The following is a 17,481-nucleotide window of genomic DNA, read 5'->3' on the forward strand; positions in this document are numbered from 1 at the left end:
AGAATACAATAGTACACTGTACTTTTTACATTGTACAAAATATATGAAAAATAAATACAGAATATTAAAAATTACTGTCACAGTGATCATCCTTGGATTACTGCTGAGTTTCTCATTGAAGAGATTCAGCGGCCAGAAGATCACGGACAATAAGATTTCTGTAAAAATGAATGAAAAAACACCCGTATACTTTGTTGATGAAAAAGACATCCGGGAAATTGTAAAAAAAGAAAACCCTTCCGGAAAGGTAGGAGATCTGAATATTCCTGTGCTTGAAAAAAAGATCAATTCCCTTCCCGCAGTTGACAGTGCCAATGTTTATCTGAACCTTAACGGAAAACTCTATCTGGATATCAAACAGAGAGTCCCGGTTTTCAGACTTAATAAAGATGGAAGAGACTTTTATGTAGATCAGAAAGGCACTGAATTCCCTACTTCAAAAACCTACTCGCATCCCTGCATGCTGGTAACCGGAAATGTGAAACCTGATGAATACAAAAAGCTGGCAGAGCTCATTGAAAAAATTGATAAAGATGATTTCAGCAAAAAATTCTTTATCGGAATATCAAAAAGTAAAGACGATTATAATCTTCTGACAAGTGAAGGAAATTATAAAGTGGAGCTGGGAGATCTTGACAATATTGAATTTAAAGTAAAAGGATTCAAAACTTTCGTGGAAAAATACCTGGTATTTCAGGATCCACAAAAGTACAGTATGGTTTCCATAAAATATCAAAACCAGATTGTAACTACCTTAAATCCTTACTTTAAAGAAAACGACAGTATTCTGAAAGCTGGAAATCTGGAACTGGCAAAAGCCCCGATACTGGCGGCATCAAAAAAACCGGAAGCCATGCCTAAAACTTCAGAAACAAAAAAAACGAAAGCACCTGCAGTAAAGCCCAAGGAAAAACCAAAACCCAAAACAGCAGTCAAGCCAAAGGAAATCAGGAAAACAGAGAAAAAGCCCACGGCTACTAAGCCCAAAGCCAAGGTAAAAAATAGAATAAAAGGAGTCCAAAAGGACGATTAGCATAGAGTTGGGATGAAATCCAACTGATTAAAAAAACGGGACACCGTCCCAGACATGAAAAAGTAGACAAAAAATCAAATCGACATAAAATGGAAAATCAAGAGTATTCAGTAGGTCTGGACATCGGGACAACGAAAATTGTCGCGATTGTCGGAAGGAGGAATGCACACGGGAAAATAGAAGTTCTCGGTGTTGGGAAGGCCAAAAGTCTTGGAGTTCATAAAGGTATTGTAAATAATATCTCACAAACCATTAATTCAATCAAAGCTGCTGTGTCTGAAGCACAATCCAGTGCAGGAGTGCCTATCCGTAAGGTCACGGTAGGTATCGCCGGAAAACACATCCGTTCCCTGCAGCATTCTGATTATATTATGCGTGAACATCCAGACAAATTTATTACAGATGACGACATCGAAGCACTAAAAGATCAGGTGAAAAAACTGGTCATGCTTCCTGGTGAAGAAATTATCCATGTTCTTCCCCAGGAATATAAAGTGGATTCCGAAGGTGAAATTCAGGAACCGGTGGGAATGCATGGTAAACGTTTAGAAGCCAATTTCCACGTGGTAGTAGGACAGATGGGCAGCATCAGGAACATCGCAAGGTGTGTAAGAGAAGCAGGCCTGGAAATGGAAGCCCTTACCCTGGAACCGTTGGCATCTTCAGAAGCTGTATTAACTAAAGAAGAAAAAGAAGCAGGCGTTGCTATTGTAGATATAGGAGGCGGTACCACAGATATTGCCATTTTCAAAGATAATATCATCCGTCATACTTGCGTTATCCCTTACGGAGGTGGTATTATTACAGAAGATATTAAAGAAGGCTGCTCTATTATTGAAAAACATGCAGAACAGCTGAAAGTAAAATTTGGTTCTGCAGTTCCAGAACTTGAAAAAGACAGTACATTTGTTACTATTCCAGGGCTTCACGGAAGACCGGATAAAGAAATTTCCCTTAAAACTTTGGCTCAAATTATCAATGCCAGAGTGGAAGAAATCCTGGAAATGGTCAATACAGAATTAAAAGCTTACGGAGCATTTGAGCAAAAGAAAAAGCTGATCGCGGGCATTGTCCTTACGGGAGGCGGATCCAACTTGAAGCACCTTCGTCAGCTGGCCAATTATACGACAGGTTTCGACAGCAGAATTGGTTTTGCAAATGAATATATTGCAAACGATAAGAACCAGTACCTGAAAGGCCCGGAATTTGCTACTTCAATCGGCCTGCTGATGGAGAGTTTGAAGATTCGGGACAAAAAACAGGGTGCTGAAATGGAAGAGCTGATGGAGGAAGAAACTGCCAAAGTGGAAACCTCTGCAGCACAGATAGAAACAGTTCAGTCTGTTCAGCCGGCACCTGTAGTTCAGGAACAATCCATTGTTAATGAACAGCGGGAAAACAGAAGAGCGAAACTCACTTTTGGGCAGTCGCTTATGGAAAAAGTTAAAAAATTCTTTGAAGAAGTAGAGTAAAGTATAAAATGATAGAAGATTATTGATAATTGATAAATAAAAAGCAAACAGCTTATTGCATGTCGCCGTTTATCACTCATCAATTATCATTCATCAACCATCAATTTAAAAAGCATAGTTATGGAAAATATAGGTACACAAGGATTTTCATTTGATTTACCAAAAGGAAATTCATCCATCATAAAAGTAATCGGTGTAGGCGGCGGCGGAAACAATGCCCTGAAACACATGTACGAAAAAGGTATTTACGGAGTAGATTTCGTGGTCTGTAATACCGATGCCCAGACTTTAGATAATAACCCCGTTGCCAACAAGGTACAGCTGGGAACTACCATTACAGAAGGTCTTGGTGCCGGTGCAGATCCTGAAGTAGGAGAAAAATCTGCTATCGAAAGTATTGAAGAGATCAAAGCATCTATGGGTCAGAATACCAAAATGGTATTTATTACGGCCGGAATGGGTGGTGGTACTGGTACAGGAGCAGCTCCCGTTATTGCTAAAGTAGCCAAAGATATGGGAATTCTAACGGTAGGTATCGTTACCGTTCCTTTCAGCTTTGAGGGTAAAAGAAGACTTGAACAAGCCGAAATAGGTCTTGAAAAACTAAGAAATAATGTTGATTCACTGATTGTGATCAATAATGATAAACTGAGACAGCAATTTGGAAACCTTGGATTCAAGCAGGGATTCTCAAAGGCCGATGAAGTTTTAACCAATGCAGCCAAAGGAATGGCAGAAGTTATTACCGGTTACTTTGATGTAAACATTGACTTTAGAGATGCTAAATCTGTGCTTCAGAACTCCGGAACAGCTTTGATGTCTACAGGAATCGCTTCAGGCGAGAACAAAGCCGAAGAAGCCGTTAAAAAAGCATTAGATTCTCCGTTATTGAATGATAACAAGATCACCGGTGCTAAAAATGTTCTTCTATTGATCAGAAGTGGTGCTGAAGAAGTAACCATGGACGAGATCGGGGTGATTATGGATCATATCCAGAAAGAAGCAGGAAATACCGCTGATATTATTTTCGGGGTCGGTGCTGATGAGGAATTAGGAGATTCTGTAAGCGTTCTTGTGATCGCAACAGGTTTTTCAAATGACAGCAAAAGATTTGCAGGTCCTACGGAAAAGATCAGAATCAGTCTTAATGACAGTCTTGAAACTCCAAAAGCCTCTCCTTTTAAAACAAGAGAAGAAAGAGAAACCTCTTCTGAATCACCTCGTGATTTCGGAGGAAAACATACGTTCAGACTGGATGATGAAGACAGTGATGTTCCGCAATTCGGCATGATCTCTTCAGAAAAAAAAATGATCGTTGAAGAAGAAATTAAAACAGAAATAAAATTCTTTGACCAACAGGAAGATACACAGGATAACTGGAGAAACGAAGAAGAATCCGGGGAAGAGTCTTACAGCCTGTTCTCTTACGATGAAGAAGGAGAAGATCCTAATGATCTCGAAATTGAATCTTTTAAATTTGATTTCGATTCAAAAAAAGATGAAACTCCGTCTACACCTGCCAGCAGACCTTTCTCAGACGATAAACCTGTTGAATTCAGTTTCTTTGTTAATAATAACTCTTCATCCAATGAGCCTAAGACAGATTTCGGACAGCCAAAAGCAGAATTTTCTGCTCCAGCCAATGCTGTAACTGAAATCCCGGTTCAGGCTCTTGAAACATTCTTTCAGACAAGACAGGAAGAACCGAAAACTGAAACAAAACCAGCCTTTGAGGAAAAAACAGAAATTGAAGCTCCAAAACATGCAGAATCTGAGTTCACTTTTGTGAACAAAGCCGTTGATCAGGAAAGAATTGTGGAGAGAAGAAATAAATTAAAAGAATTCAATTCACGTTATCAAAGCTTTGACAGCACAAGCGAATTTGAATCTGTCCCGGCTTTCAAAAGAAAAAATATCTCTATTGATGGAACCAATGCCTCAGATCAGAACATCAACACGTACCTTTCTGACAACAATGGGAACATGCAGGTAAGAGAGAACAGATTTTTAAATAAAGACGTAGACTAAAATAATATAACAATGTAGAAATGTACCAATGTAACAATAATAACCATCATGGAAGCTTGTCGAACTATCGACGCATTCTCAATTGGTAAACCGTTACATTGATACATTGTTAAATTTCAAAAAATGAGTTTAGAAAATACAATAACCGAAGCTATTAAAACAGCGATGAGAGCGAAAGACAGAGTCGCTTTGGACTCTCTGAGAGCTGTAAAAGCTCAAATTTTAAATCTACACACTGAAGCGAGAGGAGTTGAAGTTTCTCCGGAGCAGGAAATTGCAATCCTTCAGAGAATGATTAAACAGCGTAAAGATTCTTTCGAGCAGTTTTCAGCACAGGGAAGAAATGACCTTGCAGAAGTTGAAGAGGCTCAGATGAAAGTAATCGAGCAGTTTCTTCCTAAACAATTAAGCCCGGAAGAACTGGAAGCAGAAATAAAAAATATTATTTCAGAAACTGGAGCTGAGTCTGTTAAAGACTTAGGTAAGGTGATGGGAGCTGCTTCAAAAGCATTAGCAGGAAAGTCAGATGGGAAAAGTATTTCCGAGATGGCTAAGAAGCTTCTTTCTTAAAACGGGATGCCTTGTAAGATCCGGGATATATAGCCGGAACACCAAATACAAGCCCTAAAAAACAGGATATCCAACCTTTGCATATCGATTTGATTAAAGAAGCCCTGAACATTAATGTTCAGGGCTTCATTTTTTGGATATTCAAATAATTAATCCAGTCATTGTGATTGAAAACTGAATAGGTTCTATTTAACTCATGTCGTGTTAAATAATTTGAATGCTCGAGGGAAAGCAGTAAATGGTTTTTTCATGGTCATTGTTTTTAGAATCATTTCAAATTTAATAAATATTTATCATTATTCATAGTTTTATTGTACATATTTCTTAATATTATTGAAACATTAATATTCTATTAATTTTATCTGACTAAGCCGCCGATAGTTTTTATATATTGAAGAAAAGCTAAGAAATGATTAACTTTGTATCGATAAAAAACAAAATATATGTATCCAACAGATTTAGTAATGCCTATGAAGGCAGAACTTACAGATAAAGGTTTCGAAGATTTAACATCTCCAGCACAGGTAGAAGCGGCTTTAAAGCAGTCTGGAACCACTTTATTGGTAATCAATTCCGTTTGTGGATGTGCAGCAGGTGCTGCAAGACCAGGAGTTGTATATTCTTTGACAGGAGATAAAAAGCCAGATCATTTAACAACTGTTTTCGCAGGATTTGACACAGAAGCTGTAGCAGAGGCAAGAAAGCACCTTGCTCCATTCCCTCCAAGCTCTCCATGTGTGGCTCTTTTCAAGGACGGTGAATTGGTCCACATGCTGGAAAGACACCACATCGAAGGAAACCCTGCAGGCGCTATTGCAGCAAACCTTCAGGCTGCTTTTGATGAGTATTGCTAATAAAATAATAAATCTCAATACTGAACCGTTACATTATTTGTAACGGTTTTTTTATTTAACACCATAAAAATTCTCTAAAAATCCAAATATTATTATATTTGTTGGAATGGCAACAAAGGCACTTTTTAATACTGTCGTCAACTGGTTTATCCGTCAAAGGATAGATCAGATACAGAATTTCATGGACCATCCTATTGAAACTCAGAAAGGTATACTCTTTTCGCAGCTGTTTCATGCTGAGGATACGGAATATGGCAAAACCTATGGCTTCAACTCTATTTCGAGCTATCAGGACTTTAAAAACAAGGTTCCGATCGTTTGTTATGAAGATTTTGAACCTTATATTGAAAAAGCAAGGCAGGGCTATAAGGACGTCTCCTGGCCTGGATATATCAAGCATTTTGCAAAGTCTTCAGGAACCACCAATGCCAAAAGTAAATTTATTCCAATTTCTACAGAAAGCCTGGAGTATTGCCATATGAAAGCAGGAAAAGATATGGTTTCCATTTATGCCAATAATCATCCTGAAAACCAGCTTTTCACCAATAAGAACCTTCGGCTTGGAGGAAGCTCTGAGCTCCATGCGGATTTTAATACGAAGTTTGGAGATCTTTCAGCCATTTTAATTGATAACCTTCCTTTCTGGGTAGAAATTACGACAACTCCCAGTAAAAAGGTCTCCCTGATGTCTGAATGGGAAAGCAAGCTTAAAGCAATTACTTCGGAAGTGAAGAATGAGGATGTGGGAAGTATCCTTGGCGTACCAAGCTGGATGCTAGTGCTGCTTCAAAGGGTAATTAAAGAAACCGGCAACAGCAGCATTTCTGAGCTTTGGCCTAATTTAGAGGTCTTTTTTCACGGTGGAATCAGTTTTAAGCCCTACAGGGAGCAGTACCGACAGATCATCGGAAAAAACATCAATTACTACGAAATTTACAATGCTTCTGAAGGCTTCTTCGGAATCCAGGACAGATCGAACAGTGATGAAATGCTTCTGATGCTGGATTACGGTATTTTTTATGAATTTATCCCAATGGATCAGTTTCACTTTTCCAATCCGAAAGTGGTCAGCCTGGAAGATGTAGAAGTGGGGAAAAACTATGCAATGGTCATTACGACCAATGGTGGATTGTGGAGATACCTTATCGGAGATACGGTAGTATTCACGTCAATAAATCCTTTCAGAATAAAAATTACGGGAAGAACCAAGCATTACATCAATGCATTCGGGGAAGAACTTATGATCACGAATGTAGAATCTGCCCTTTCAAAGGCTTGTGAACTTACGGGAGCAAGTGTTGCTGATTTTACAGGTGCTCCTGTTTTTATGAAGGAAAATGAAAGTGGTGCTCACGAATGGATTTTTGAATTCAACCATAAACCCGATGATCTGGATCGTTTTACTGACGCCTTTGATCAGCATTTAAAGAAAATAAATTCGGATTATGAAGCTAAAAGATATAACAATCTGACGCTGAAAAGGCCGATCGTTCATATTGCAAAACCTGATCTTTTTTATCAATGGCTTGAATCTAAAGGAAAACTGGGAGGCCAGAACAAAGTTCCGAGATTGAGCAACGACAGAGAGTATATAGATCCATTGCTTGAACTTAACGGAATATAAGAGGGAACTTCTTGCTGAAAGATGAAAGCTATTGAGCTCATAAACAATATCTAGTTTTAAAATCGGGATATTTGCTTTAAAAATATAAAAAAAACGCGGCCGAAATTTCGACTGCGTTTTTCTGTATTTTAGAATTGTTATTTCTTTAAATCCTCCTTCAGTTTTTTTGCTCCCTCTTCTACTTTGGCGGCTCCTTTTGCAGCGGCGTCTTTTACATCCTGTCCGACTTCTTTAGCTCCGGCTTTAATGTCTTTTCCCGCTTTATTAAGGTCTTCCTTCGTTTTCTGAGCTGCATTATCTATTTTGTTTCCGGCTTCGTCCATTTTAGATTTTACATCCTGTTTAGCCTTATCTACTTTGGCACTGTCTACAACATGAGAAGGTGTTTCTGACACTGTTGTAGTCGTGGTCGTTACAGACCCGTCAGCACTTTCGACTTGTTCTGTTTTTGTTGTAGATTTTGTACATGACACAGCAAATAATGCTACTGCAGCTGCTGCTAAGATTTGTTTTTTCATATTTTATATTTTTTTAAATGTTTTTCGTGTTTGAAAATTCTATTCGGATTTAGTTCCGGTAGCCGATGGTATCTCAGAGCTCTTTTGCTTTTTCTCTGTATCTGCCTTTTTCTTTTCGTCTTCCAGTTTCTTTTTATTCTCTTTTTCGAGTTCCTCTTTCAGTTTCTGTTCTTCTTTTTGAAGTTTGGCTGCCTGCTTTATAGAGTCCTGATAGTTCTGTGAAGACATTCTGATCTGGCGGACAATATCTATTGATGTAGCCCCTGATGAAAAGGAATCCACAGCTGCCGTATCATACTGCATCCTTACCTCCTGCTCTGCTGCAAAACCGGGAGTTTCTTTCTTGGAACAGGATATCAGTAACAGGGATACAATAAAAACCGCAGACAGTAAATTTTTCATGGAACTAATTTAGCAGAAATTCTGCAATTACAGGATAGTGATCCGATAATTTTACAGACTGATCTACTTTATAGCTTAAAGGAATAATGGATTTTGAACTGAAAATATAATCAATTCTCAAAGGAACTTTATAGTCGTGGAAACTGGAGGAAATGCCATTTCCAACGGTCAGAAAGGCATCCTGAAGATCTTTTCCAAGGTTATAATATTCATAAGAATTAGGTACAGAATTGAAATCGCCTGCCAGAATCACGGGATAAGGTGAAAAATCAATTACTTTTCTGATCTTTCTGATCTGGTCTTCGTGGGCTTTAAAGGTAGGAGTCATGTGAGAAAAAAGGGTGGCAATTTTTCCACCTTCTTTTGCAAAACCATCAAACTGAAGCATTGATTTATGCAACCTGAAAGGCTCCAGATATACATTAACCACTCTTATGATCTTCCCGTTGATATCTACATCTGCATAAAAAGAGTTTCCTCTTGCACTTTCTTCAATCAGCTTTTCCTGTCTTATAATTTTATGTTTTGTCTTCAGAATAACGGAAGGGTATTTTACCATATCCCGTCTGATCGCTCTATTGGTATCTTTTTCCTGAACTAAAATAATATCAGCGTCCTGGTCCTTGATGTATTTTTTGATTTTCTCCCATCCAAAATCTCCATACTTCACATTAAACGTAAGTACTTTGATATCTCTTACCGTCTTTAAATTTTCTGTTTTTGGAGAAAAATTTACCCATCTTCTTACAGGATTGTAAAAAAGAAAAGTTCCCAGTACAAAAGCAATGGCTATCTTTTTTCTTTTTATTACCCAAATCAAGGTGAGAAGAATATAGAGAATTATCAGGTAAGGAAAGCCTAGAGAAAGCACATTAAGACCTCCTAAAAGATTAGGTGGAATCCACGCATTACCTAATGTGCATAACAGCAAAACGGCGACAACGATATGAACAAAAAGTAATAACTGGCTCGGCTTCATGAAATAACAGTCTAGAGTACGCTTTTGTATTCATCAAAAATCCTACCAAGACTGTAAGCTTTAACTAATTTTATGATTATTAGTTATTTAATGAAAATGTTCCCACCACAGGATAATGATCTGAAAGATTTATACTTCGGTCTACCTGATACGTCACCGGATGTATGGTTTTTGAGGTGAAAATATAATCGATCCTAATGGGAAACTTATAGTCATGAAAGCTTGTGGCGCTGCCTTTTCCGGCTTTTACGAAAGCATCATCCAATCCATCGGAAAGGTGATAATATTCGTACGAATTGGGAACAGAATTAAGGTCTCCGGCAAGGATGACAGGATAGGGTGAGTTTCTGATGGCTTCTTTAATGCTATTTACCTGATCCTGGTGTTTTTTAAAAACAGGAATCAGTCTTTTAACGATGTTCTTCAGCTTTTGCTCATCTTCTTCCTTAACGCCATCTAACCTAATCATTCCCTTTTCAAATTTAAAAGGTTCCAGATAAAAATTAACAAAACGGTAAATTTTTCCTTTGATTTCAATATCTGTTTGGGAAGCATATGCATTATTATAGTCATAATCGCTCTTGATCAATTCTCGGGAGTCTATAATTTTATGTTTTGAAAAGATTTTTAATATCCCATTTCCTTTAGCTTCTTCCATTCCGTTAACCGAAATTTTGTTTCCGGATTCCTGGAGCATAATGATATCTGCATTGGCATTATTCAGGTATTTTTCAATACCGGAGGCACCTAATGTTCCGGCTTTAACATTAAAGGAAACCATTTTCAGGTCTGCAGCATCTTTTTTACCGGAAGAGAAATTCACCCATCTCTGTACAGGATTCATGAAGATAAGTCCTGCCAGCATAAACACAAAAGTTCTTTTTTTCCAGCTGAAAAGCCAGAAAATTGTAAATATACTATACAAAATAATAAGTACAGGAAATCCTAAGGAAAGCAAATTGAACCACGGGAATATTTTAGGCGGAACATAAGCGTTCATTAAAGTACCCAGCAGAAGGAAATAAAACTCCCAGGTGAAGGATCAGTATGATTAAACGGAAAACTTTCACAGAATTTTAATTGAATCTATAAAGATGTTTTTTCCAGATCCTTGCAAGAATCCAGCCAACCAAAGCTCCTCCTACGTGCGCCAGGTGGGCAATACCTCCCCCGTTTCCGGAAACTCCCAGATATATGGAAACTACAATAACAATAGGCATCAGGTATTTTACCTTCATAGGAACAGGAATAAACATCATCATAATCTTTGAATCAGGATAAAGTGTGGCAAAGGCTGCTACCACTCCGAAAATGGCTCCGGAAGCACCAACCATAGGGGTTGTCATAATTTTGCTTAAATTATCTAAAAGCTCTTTCTGTTGGATTATAGATTCCGCATTCCCTACATACTGTACTCTTGCCCCAGATAGATAAGCATTAACATTGAATCCCAGCTGTTGCAATTCATTGGTAACTTGCTGAACTTCAATGAAATTCCAGGCATTAAACAAAAAAAATGCACCTAAACCGCTTACAAAATAAAGGATCAAATATTTTTTTTCTCCAAGTGATTGCTCCAAAATAGGCCCAAAACTCCATAGTGTTAACATATTGAATAAAATATGCATAAATCCCCCCGTTTCTCTAAAAGAGGCATGCATAAACATATGAGTAATGATTTGCCAGGATTTAAAGTTCGGAGAAAAAGGATAAAATCCTGAAAGCATGTTGTATAAATAAGGGTACCAAAAAAAATTGGTTATTATACAAGCAATAATATTTATAATGATAATACTCCTTGTAATTGGCGGTATATTGTTAAACATTTTTAAAATTTGTTTTTAATATCATTAAACGGAACTTCATAAAAGCATCTTTTGCCATCCGGTAAAAATTCCGGGAAGCCTAACGCTGTAAAATCTTTGATGACCTGTTCCGCATCTTTCTTATAAATAAAATCGAACCTTGATTTCGAATGCATTTTGCTCCATTGATTGAGATAAAACTGCATAAATTCTTCTTCAGTTTTATACTCCAGGATCTCAAAAAGGTTCTCCAGGAATTTCATTGCCTGGGTTTCTTTCAGTCCTTCAGGAAGTGCATCTATTCTCAGCACGCTTTCATGAGCAATTTTCATGTCAAACCCGAGTTCCGGAAGAAATTTTTTGAAAGAATTATATTTATTCTTCTCAATTTCGTTCATATGATACTCCAGAGAAAAGAGAAGTGAATGACTATTCGGATTGGTATTGATGTTATTCTTCTTTGATGTTTTGTTGTTTTCTGAAACAATCAGCCTGTGCATTCTTCCAAGGTCCAACATCAGAGTCACATCTCCTTTATTGAACAGCCAGTAGCCGTTGGGCAACCTCATCAGATCTTCATCAAAATCTTCGTCTTCAAATAAATTGATCTTGGATGGTTCTGCCGTAATATTCTGGTGGTACATTTCCGTAAGATTCTGAATCTCTTCCGGACGTACATTTCTCTCTTCAATAAATGGGTTGTAGTCTTTGTCTACTATAATTTCAGGCATCTTGATCACGCCACCGTTGCTGTTTCCCTTGCTTGGAAAAGGCTTATTCATCATCGCATCCATTTCCGGATCTTTATCAAAATCAAGACTTGGAGAAACGTTGTAAATTCCCAGAGACCTTTTAATGGTGGAACGAAGAAGGGCAAAAATAAGATGCTCGTCTTCAAATTTCACCTCTGTTTTCTGAGGATGAATATTGACATCTATTTTTTCCGGATCCATTTCCAGATATAGGAAAAAAGTTGGAACATACCCTGGTAAAAGCAGTCCTTCAAAGGCTTCCTGAACCGCTTTATTGAAATACGGACTTCTGAAATATCTTCCGTTAACAAAAAGAAACTGCTCTCCTCTTGACTTTTTAGCACCTTCAGGTTTTGCAACAAATCCGTGAAGTTTACACCAGATAATATCTTCTTTGATAGGAATCAGCTGTGGCTGCAGTTTACGACCGAAAACATCTACAATACGCTGCATCTGGCTTCCTTTTCTCAGTCTGAAAACGGCTTCATCATCATGAAACAGGGAAAACTCCAGATTTTCATGCGCTAAAGCAACACGCTGAAATTCATCGATAACATGTCTGAATTCAACATTATTATTTTTAAGGAATTTTCTTCTGGCCGGAACATTATAAAAGAGATTCTTCACCAGGAAATTGGATCCGTCTGCAGTCTGTATAGGGTCCTGAAACTGAAATACCCCGCCTTCAATGTAGATATTGGTTCCGATCTTCGCATCATTCTGCTTTGTTCTCAGTTCAACCTGCGAAACAGCAGCGATAGAAGCCAGTGCCTCACCTCTGAAGCCTTTTGTTGAGATCTTAAAGATATCTTCCGTTCCTTTGATCTTTGACGTAGCATGTCTTTCAAATGCCATTCTGGCATCGGTCTCAGACATTCCCTTACCGTCGTCTACCACCTGGATCAGGTTTTTTCCTGCATCCCGGATAATCAACTCGATCTTGGAAGCTTCCGCATCAATAGCATTCTCCAAAAGTTCTTTCACAATGGACGCAGGTCGCTGCACCACTTCTCCTGCCGCAATTTGGTTAGCTACATGATCCGGTAAAAGCTGAATAATATCTGACATAAACGTTTAATCAACTTACAAAAATAGTCAATGGAAACGGGAATTAAAACAATAAAAACGGGAATTAAAATTTTATTATCAACATTTTAATCACAATATGCTGTCCTGTTCTATTTTTATCCCAGACAAAGGAAAAAAACATTGAAAAGAAATTTGTCTTTTTTAACGCAAAGTTTAATGATGAATTGCTTTAGTATTAAGGAAGGCAAAGAGATGTGGCTTCGCCACTGACTAAGCGACCGTTTTATCCGTACGCTTCATCGAATCAATTTTTGATTGATTCCTCCTCTGCAGACTTAGAAATAAAACGCTTTAATATCAACCTTTGCGTTAAACAAGAAAATAACGTTCTTTTAATCGAAGAAGAACACCCCTTCTCTACCATCGAAAAGGGGTGCTTCACAGCTAGTTTACACAAAAATAATAAATGATATTTATTTTTATTTCTTTGCTTAATCATCAAAGACAAGCGTTCTTTTTTCTCTTCTTTTCGGAATACCGTGGATCTTGTCGTATAAATAAGCCAATACATTAGGTTTCTTATAAATCCTGCTGTAGCGGTATTTTGTATTAAAGTGCCTGATATGAATTTTATAAGCATCATACCCGATGACAATCAAAAGACAGAAACTGATCACATAAAACACCCTGAATTCAAGATAATAATAGGTAAGTCCTGAGAATACAGCTCCTAAAACATAGGCTGCCATAATACTCGTCAGCAGTTTTGCCCTTGCAATCAGTTCACCGCTTTTTCTATATTTCTTTTTTGTAAACATGGAAAGCAGAATTCCAAGGTCGGTGGTGGTACCCGTAAGGTGGGTCGTTTTCACCGAGAAGTTAGAGATACTTGCGGTAAGCCCGTTCTGAAGTCCGGTTGCAAAAAGCATCAGTGCCACCAGATATTCCGTTTCTTCCAGTGTTTTCTGGTAATAGAACTGACCGTATATCCCTACAAACAATAAGCATATGATTTCCAGCACAATCGGCATGGAATGAGCAAAATACTTACTCTTTTTATTGAAATTGATGACGATGAAGTTGGACAGAAAGCTTCCGAAGAAGAACAGGAAGATCCATGCTCCTACCACAGCTACCTGTGTCCAGTTTCCTTTACTGATCTCTGCCGCCAATATGGCGTAGTGTCCTGTTACGTTGGATGTAAAAGAGAGAAAAATTAACAGAGAGGCAATGTTTATAGTCCCCGCAGTAAATGCAGTCAGCGTCCCCAATCTGATATTGTCTCCCAACGTTCGGCTGTTACTATAATTCCTTAGCATTTTTTATATTTTTAAATTGTGTTCTTTATTTTTTAGACCTCTACGAAAATCTCAGCCAGTCTTCCTCTTTCCGGAAGCCTCTCAGGCATTGAAACTTTGATTTCCTGAACCTGCAGATCTTTGCATTTTTTGATGTAAGGTGCAATGTCAAATTTTCCTTTACCTTTACTTTTAATAGATGGAGAATAGTAGGCTTCTTCAATATTCTCTGCCTTCACATAATTGTTGAAAGTCCTTTGAAAGCTTCCTGTGAAAATATCGCAGATGATCTTATTGACCAGGTGAGGGTATTTATTTCTGATGATTGTGTAGGCATCACAGAATTCCTGAGATCTGATTTTATTGAAAATGGTGCTTTTGGTATTAAAAAGAAGATCCCTGATAGAATCTCCGGTTTCATATCCTGAAACCAAAAGAACATTATACTGATTTTGATCTTCCGATGTTTCTTTCTCTTTCAGTACTTTTTTTAATATGTTCAGTGACTCAAGAGAGTAATCCGTGGCGATTAAAATTGTTTTGGTCATATCTTTTAGATTTTAGGTTTGTTATCATATTTTGATGATACAAAACTAAAGCGGCAAGATTAGAAGCCCTTTGGAATGGAATTAAAATGTGATTAAAGAGATTAGAATGAGATTAGAATATTGTTAATGGCCGTTAACATAAAGAAAAAAAGTGAATGGTGAATTTTGCTTCGCAAGTGAATGGTGAATTTCTTGCGTAAATAGGAAATTTCAGACACAAGATTTCAGATTTTTAGGGTAAGGCTAAGATTGAGAATGGTCAATGGTGAATTTTGCTTCGCAAGTGAATGGTGAAAGACTACCAACTCCAAGACCTCACGTTACAGAACTCAGAATTCATCTTTATAACTCATCACTTCCCGAAACTCTCAAACCCAAAACGCTCCGACTCTCAAACTCTCAAACTCGCACCTCAACTTTCCGGTCTTGTACTGTAGAAATTGGGAAAACGCATCTGAACGGTGGTTCCCTGGTTTTCATGGGAGCTTACAATCAGTTCTCCACGGTGCATTCTTACGATGTTTCTGGCCAACGGAAGTCCGATTCCGTAGCCTTCATAGTTTTTGGTATTGGAAGCCCTGAAGAATGGGTCGTAAATCTTGTTCATTTCTACCTCCGGAATCCCGATCCCGAAGTCTTTTACAATGATATAGACATCGGTATCTGTAGCACCCAACGAAACTTTTACCTGTTGGAAATTAGAATATTTGCATCCGTTACTGATGATATTGGCCACTGCAAGGTGCAACAGCTGTTCATTACCATAAACTTTCAGCTTTTTAGGATTCTCAGGTAGCATACTGATATCCAAGTAGATATTATTTCTTGAATCAATTTTTCTGAGTGTTTCTATGACATCCCAAAGCAGCTGATCAATCCTTACTTTATCCATTTTCTGAATTTTACCATCAAAACCGGTCTCCGCAATCATAAGTAATGCTTTGATCTTTTTATCCAGCTTTTCGGCTTCATCCAGGATGATTTGTAATGTATCTTTATATTCATCTGCCGTTCTGTTGATCGAAAGGGCAACATCCGCTTCACCCATGATCGACGTCAATGGCGTTCTCAGTTCATGAGAAACGTTTCCGATCAGGTGATTCTGGGTTTCAAATGAAGTTTCGATACGGTTTAGCATTCCGTTGAACGTATCTACCAGCTCATTCAGTTCTTTATTGTCAGGCTGAGCCTCCAGCCTCAGGTGAAGATTTTCAGAACTGATCTCTTTTACCTTCCCGGTAATTTTAAGAATCGGTCTGAATAAGGTTTTAGACAGATAAAAAGAAAAGATCATACTGAAGAACAGAGAAAGTACAATACAGGTGATCAGTGTTCTTTTTAAAAACCCGAGATAATAGATCACATAATGGTTTTTTGCAGAAGCAATGGCGATATAATCTTTATCATCATATTTAAAGGTCTGTCCGATATAGTAGAATTCTTTATCATTATAATTGGACTCCCCTTTCCTGACGATACTTTTGAAAAAATAATCCGGAATATGAACTTCCTGTGAAATTTTTTTGAAATTAGAATCTGTAGGAACTGCGAAAACATAATCTCTTTCCATGGGAAGTTCCTCATCATTCAGACTGTTGAGGATATAGTTTTCGGGAAGATCCAGATGGTCTTTGCTTTTCTCAATCTGAACAATCGTCGTTGTACGGATCTTAAGCAATTCATAAAACCTCTGATGTGAAAAGTTGACAATCGAAAAATAAACCAAACCACTGAAAAGCAGGATGATGGCGGTAAACACCAACATCAGGAGCACCATCGTTTTGGTTTGATTTGTAACGACTTTATTAAACATTCATTAAGGTTTTTTCAATACATATCCCATTCCTATCACGGTATGAATCAGTTTATTATCATCTTGCTGATCTAGTTTTTTTCTTAAATAGTTCACATATACATCTACCACATTGGTTCCCAGTTCATAATTAACACCCCAGACTGCATCCAGGATTTCAGCTCTGGAAATTACTTTTTCAGGATTATTCAGGAAATACAGCAAGAGTTTATATTCTGTAGATGTCAGTGAAATCTCATCTCCGGCGCGCGTCACTTTTTTTGTATAATCATTAACGATCAGGTCTGAAAACTGGAATACATGTTCATTATCCGGTTCCGGTTCAGCAATTTCCTGCGGGCTTATTCCGTTACTTCTTCTTAGCAGAGATTTTACTCTCGCCACCAGTTCGATAAACTTAAAAGGCTTAACCAGATAATCATCACCTCCGCTTTCCAGTCCAAGAACAATATTTTCAGAAGTTCCCAACGCCGTCAAAAAAAGAATCGGAACATGCTGGTTGGTTTTCCTGATCTCTTTGCAGACATCCAGACCATTCATTTCCGGCAGCATAATATCCAAAACTACCAGATCAAAGTCGTTCGCCTGTACAAGCTGTACACCGGTACGCCCGTCAAAAGCCACGGAAACTTCGTACCCGCTTTCCTGAAGGCCTTTCTTTATAAAAGAGACAACGCTGGTTTCGTCTTCTATGAGGATAATCTTTTTCATTGAAACAAGGAATTTCACAAAAATAGCGAAAAAGAGCGAATATGT

The 17,481-nt window shown here is 37.9% G+C and carries 16 protein-coding genes; 6 read left to right on the forward strand and 10 right to left on the reverse strand.

Annotated features, from left to right (window positions below):
• The first annotated feature begins 43 nt into the window (after positions 1–43).
• From QF044_RS17790 to QF044_RS17815, 6 genes are all read left to right on the forward strand, one after another.
• Positions 44–1,033 carry a cell division protein FtsQ/DivIB gene (locus tag QF044_RS17790; protein ID WP_307270154.1) on the forward strand — a complete coding sequence of 330 codons (990 nt, stop codon included), beginning with the start codon at positions 44–46 and terminating at the stop codon, positions 1,031–1,033.
• Positions 1,034–1,122: 89 nt separating this feature from the next.
• A complete protein-coding gene (gene ftsA / locus QF044_RS17795; protein WP_307270156.1) occupies positions 1,123–2,505 on the forward strand; it encodes a cell division protein FtsA in 1,383 nt (460 codons plus the stop codon).
• A gap of 120 nt (positions 2,506–2,625) precedes the next feature.
• On the forward strand, positions 2,626–4,533 hold the full coding sequence (gene ftsZ / locus QF044_RS17800; protein WP_307270159.1) for a cell division protein FtsZ: 1,908 nt from the start codon (positions 2,626–2,628) through the stop codon (positions 4,531–4,533).
• Between the two features lie 123 nt (positions 4,534–4,656).
• Positions 4,657–5,103: a GatB/YqeY domain-containing protein gene (locus QF044_RS17805; protein ID WP_307270162.1), complete on the forward strand. Its 447-nt coding sequence runs from the start codon at positions 4,657–4,659 to the stop codon at positions 5,101–5,103.
• A 443-nt stretch (positions 5,104–5,546) separates the two neighbouring features.
• Positions 5,547–5,957 (forward strand): BrxA/BrxB family bacilliredoxin, encoded by a 411-nt coding sequence (locus tag QF044_RS17810; RefSeq protein ID WP_307270164.1) that lies wholly within the window; start codon positions 5,547–5,549, stop codon positions 5,955–5,957.
• Between the two features lie 106 nt (positions 5,958–6,063).
• Positions 6,064–7,581 carry a GH3 auxin-responsive promoter family protein gene (locus QF044_RS17815; RefSeq protein ID WP_307270167.1) on the forward strand — a complete coding sequence of 506 codons (1,518 nt, stop codon included), beginning with the start codon at positions 6,064–6,066 and terminating at the stop codon, positions 7,579–7,581.
• 137 nt (positions 7,582–7,718) lie between these two features.
• Here the strand turns inward: QF044_RS17815 and QF044_RS17820 are convergent, their stop codons facing one another.
• From QF044_RS17820 to QF044_RS17865, 10 genes are all read right to left on the reverse strand, one after another.
• Entirely contained in the window at positions 7,719–8,099 is a 381-nt protein-coding gene (locus QF044_RS17820) for a hypothetical protein (protein ID WP_307270169.1), read from the reverse strand.
• Between the two features lie 39 nt (positions 8,100–8,138).
• Positions 8,139–8,501: a hypothetical protein gene (locus tag QF044_RS17825; RefSeq protein ID WP_307270171.1), complete on the reverse strand. Its 363-nt coding sequence runs from the start codon at positions 8,499–8,501 to the stop codon at positions 8,139–8,141.
• A gap of 4 nt (positions 8,502–8,505) precedes the next feature.
• On the reverse strand, positions 8,506–9,480 hold the full coding sequence (locus tag QF044_RS17830; RefSeq protein WP_307270174.1) for an endonuclease/exonuclease/phosphatase family protein: 975 nt from the start codon (positions 9,478–9,480) through the stop codon (positions 8,506–8,508).
• Positions 9,481–9,559: 79 nt separating this feature from the next.
• Entirely contained in the window at positions 9,560–10,345 is a 786-nt protein-coding gene (locus QF044_RS17835) for an endonuclease/exonuclease/phosphatase family protein (RefSeq protein ID WP_307270176.1), read from the reverse strand.
• A gap of 211 nt (positions 10,346–10,556) precedes the next feature.
• On the reverse strand, positions 10,557–11,306 hold the full coding sequence (locus QF044_RS17840; RefSeq protein WP_307270179.1) for a rhomboid family intramembrane serine protease: 750 nt from the start codon (positions 11,304–11,306) through the stop codon (positions 10,557–10,559).
• A 2-nt stretch (positions 11,307–11,308) separates the two neighbouring features.
• Positions 11,309–13,105 carry a DNA mismatch repair endonuclease MutL gene (mutL, locus tag QF044_RS17845; RefSeq protein WP_307270182.1) on the reverse strand — a complete coding sequence of 599 codons (1,797 nt, stop codon included), beginning with the start codon at positions 13,103–13,105 and terminating at the stop codon, positions 11,309–11,311.
• 452 nt (positions 13,106–13,557) lie between these two features.
• Positions 13,558–14,385 (reverse strand): YoaK family protein, encoded by an 828-nt coding sequence (locus QF044_RS17850; RefSeq protein ID WP_307270184.1) that lies wholly within the window; start codon positions 14,383–14,385, stop codon positions 13,558–13,560.
• A 32-nt stretch (positions 14,386–14,417) separates the two neighbouring features.
• Positions 14,418–14,912 (reverse strand): hypothetical protein, encoded by a 495-nt coding sequence (locus tag QF044_RS17855; protein ID WP_307270186.1) that lies wholly within the window; start codon positions 14,910–14,912, stop codon positions 14,418–14,420.
• A 412-nt stretch (positions 14,913–15,324) separates the two neighbouring features.
• Complete coding sequence (locus tag QF044_RS17860) at positions 15,325–16,725, reverse strand: HAMP domain-containing sensor histidine kinase (protein WP_307270187.1); 1,401 nt, start codon at positions 16,723–16,725, stop codon at positions 15,325–15,327.
• Positions 16,726–16,728: 3 nt separating this feature from the next.
• Complete coding sequence (locus tag QF044_RS17865) at positions 16,729–17,436, reverse strand: response regulator transcription factor (RefSeq protein ID WP_307270189.1); 708 nt, start codon at positions 17,434–17,436, stop codon at positions 16,729–16,731.
• Positions 17,437–17,481 lie beyond the last annotated feature (45 nt).

Source organism: Chryseobacterium sp. W4I1, assembly GCF_030816115.1.
GTDB lineage: Bacteria > Bacteroidota > Bacteroidia > Flavobacteriales > Weeksellaceae > Chryseobacterium.

Bases quoted from the DNA above. Each gene is read 5' to 3' on its own strand.
- QF044_RS17790 (WP_307270154.1), top strand. From the start codon at position 44: ATGAAAAATAAATACAGAATATTAAAAATTACTGTCACAGTGATCATC.
- ftsA (WP_307270156.1), top strand. From the start codon at position 1,123: ATGGAAAATCAAGAGTATTCAGTAGGTCTGGACATCGGGACAACGAAA.
- ftsZ (WP_307270159.1), top strand. From the start codon at position 2,626: ATGGAAAATATAGGTACACAAGGATTTTCATTTGATTTACCAAAAGGA.
- QF044_RS17805 (WP_307270162.1), top strand. From the start codon at position 4,657: ATGAGTTTAGAAAATACAATAACCGAAGCTATTAAAACAGCGATGAGA.
- QF044_RS17810 (WP_307270164.1), top strand. From the start codon at position 5,547: ATGTATCCAACAGATTTAGTAATGCCTATGAAGGCAGAACTTACAGAT.
- QF044_RS17815 (WP_307270167.1), top strand. From the start codon at position 6,064: ATGGCAACAAAGGCACTTTTTAATACTGTCGTCAACTGGTTTATCCGT.
- QF044_RS17820 (WP_307270169.1), bottom strand. From the start codon at position 8,099: ATGAAAAAACAAATCTTAGCAGCAGCTGCAGTAGCATTATTTGCTGTG.
- QF044_RS17825 (WP_307270171.1), bottom strand. From the start codon at position 8,501: ATGAAAAATTTACTGTCTGCGGTTTTTATTGTATCCCTGTTACTGATA.
- QF044_RS17830 (WP_307270174.1), bottom strand. From the start codon at position 9,480: ATGAAGCCGAGCCAGTTATTACTTTTTGTTCATATCGTTGTCGCCGTT.
- QF044_RS17835 (WP_307270176.1), bottom strand. From the start codon at position 10,345: ATGCTGGCAGGACTTATCTTCATGAATCCTGTACAGAGATGGGTGAAT.
- QF044_RS17840 (WP_307270179.1), bottom strand. From the start codon at position 11,306: ATGTTTAACAATATACCGCCAATTACAAGGAGTATTATCATTATAAAT.
- mutL (WP_307270182.1), bottom strand. From the start codon at position 13,105: ATGTCAGATATTATTCAGCTTTTACCGGATCATGTAGCTAACCAAATT.
- QF044_RS17850 (WP_307270184.1), bottom strand. From the start codon at position 14,385: ATGCTAAGGAATTATAGTAACAGCCGAACGTTGGGAGACAATATCAGA.
- QF044_RS17855 (WP_307270186.1), bottom strand. From the start codon at position 14,912: ATGACCAAAACAATTTTAATCGCCACGGATTACTCTCTTGAGTCACTG.
- QF044_RS17860 (WP_307270187.1), bottom strand. From the start codon at position 16,725: ATGTTTAATAAAGTCGTTACAAATCAAACCAAAACGATGGTGCTCCTG.
- QF044_RS17865 (WP_307270189.1), bottom strand. From the start codon at position 17,436: ATGAAAAAGATTATCCTCATAGAAGACGAAACCAGCGTTGTCTCTTTT.